Origin of the sequence: Pseudomonas sp. P7759, assembly GCF_013386445.1 — a bacterium.
Taxonomy (GTDB): Bacteria; Pseudomonadota; Gammaproteobacteria; order Pseudomonadales; family Pseudomonadaceae; genus Aquipseudomonas; species Aquipseudomonas azotoformans_A.
Map to the genome: position 1 here is coordinate 1 of NZ_JACART010000055.1, position 2,020 is coordinate 2,020.

The following is a 2,020-nucleotide window of genomic DNA, read 5'->3' on the forward strand; positions in this document are numbered from 1 at the left end:
CCAGTCGCTGAGGGTGTGCGGGCTGATCAGTTCGGCTTGCGCGGGTGCCGGAACCGGCGCGACCCAGGCGCCTTTGTCGCTGAAGTGCGCCGGTTGCAGGTTATCCAGTACGTACACTTCCCAACCCAGTTGCGCCAGCCAGGAGGCGGACATGTTGGCGCGCACACCGTCGTCATCCGCGAGTACCAGGCGCGCGCCACGTACACTGGCGACGTGGTCGGTTTCCTGCACCAACTGGCCGCCGGGCGTGGAGCGCGCGCCTGGCAGATGACCGGCTTCAAATTCTTCCGGCGTGCGTACGTCGAACAGGTAAGTAGTACGCGTTGCTTCCTGCTGCCAGGTGTGCAGATCGGCCAGGGTCGCACGACCCACGCGGGCTTTATCGGCAACGCGGCGCGCATCGGCGGCGGCGACCTGGCGATGTTCTTCCGAGGTCGGCGCAAAGCGGCGTGACTGGCCATGGGCGAGTTTTTGCCCGGCCAGGGTCCAGCCGATGGTGCCGTTGCGCAGCGCTGACACCGGGTTGGCCACGCCGGCATTGATCAGCGACTGGGTGCCGATAATGCTGCGGGTGCGTCCGGCGCAGTTGACGATAATGCGCGTGGCCGGGTCCGGCGCCAGCTCGCGGGCGCGCAACACCAGCTCGGCACCGGGCACGCTGATGCCGGTGGGAATGCTCATGGTCTGGTATTCGTCGAAACGCCGCGCATCGAGCACCACCACATCGGCCTGGCTGTCGAGCAGGGCCTGTACTTCTTCGGCGGCCAGTGACGGTGTGTGCCGCTCGCTTTCTACCAGTTCACCAAACGCCTTGCTCGGCACGTTCACGTCGATGAACAGCTCGCCACCGGCCTTGCGCCAACCGTCCAGCCCGCCTTCAAGCAGGCTGACCTGGGTGTAGCCCAAGGCGACCAGGCGCTCGGCAGCACGGGCCGCCAGGCCTTCGCCGTTGTCGTAGACGGTGACCTGCGTATCACGCCGTGGAATGCGCGAATACACCTCCAGCTCCAGTTTGGACAGCGGTATGTTCGCGGCGAACAGCGGGTGGGATTCGGCAAACGGCGCCTCTTCGCGCACGTCGATCAGGGCCACTTCTTGATGGTCCAACAGGGCCTGGCGAAGCTGGGCAAAGCTGCGGGTGGATACAGTCGTCATAGGGCAGGGCTCTTTTCTTTGGACAAATCCCAGATATTCGGGAGGAAGGCGTTGGAATAACCGGAGATAAACAGTTTCTCGCTGCCGTCGGGTTGGTACACCGCCCGGCGCACCGCACCGATGTTGGCGCCGTACACATGGATGCTGATGGACACCTGGTCGCTGTGGGCATTGCTCACCTGATGGATGTCGCCGACCTTGGGCGACACGGCTTCAACCTGGCCCGGCACCAACTGGATCGGTTTGCCTTCAGCCACCAGGCGGCCATCCGGCGCGCGCTCGAAGCCTTGGGAAAATTCCGCACCGCGCAGCATGCCGATCAGGCCCCACACCCGGTGGTCATGGATCGGCGTGCTTTGCCCCGGCCCCCACACGAAACTGACGATGCTGAAGCGCTGACGCGAGTCGGCATGCAGCAGAAATTGCTGATAGCGCTCGGGATCGGGCTGGGCGAACGCATCGGGCAGCCAGTCGTCATGGCTGACCAGTTGCGCCAGTAGCTTGCCGCCACGGTGCAACAGGTCGCCTTCGCGTGGATTGCCGTCGATCAATTCCGCCAGGGCGCCGATGAAGGCTCTGAGTCTTTCGGGGTGCTTGGCCTGGGTCATGACAATTCCATGGTCGGTGGTGATGGGATTATCTAAGCATAATGTTTATAGTTAATATGCTATTTTTTAATGATTAGCTTATAGCTGAAGGTAATTTAGAACCGGTCTGAATAGCGTTAGACGTTATCGATCACAGCGTGGGCTATCCAGGCAGCGTTCCTGCAACTATGCTTCGCACACATCTTAATGACTGTTCTCTATGTGCGGCCCAAATGAAAATTGACGATATCGATGCCTTTGTCGAAGTGATTCGTTGC

Annotated in this window: 2 protein-coding genes; both read right to left on the reverse strand. The window is 61.6% G+C overall.

The annotated features are described in order from the left end of the window. Positions 1-1,155, reverse strand: a 1,155-nt coding sequence (locus HX823_RS28295; protein WP_177077883.1) for a rhodanese-like domain-containing protein, incomplete at its 3' end; no start/stop codon positions are given. Then, entirely contained in the window at positions 1,152-1,763 is a 612-nt protein-coding gene (locus tag HX823_RS28300; RefSeq protein WP_033897171.1) for a cysteine dioxygenase, read from the reverse strand. The genes HX823_RS28295 and HX823_RS28300, both read right to left, overlap by 4 nt. Positions 1,764-2,020 lie beyond the last annotated feature (257 nt).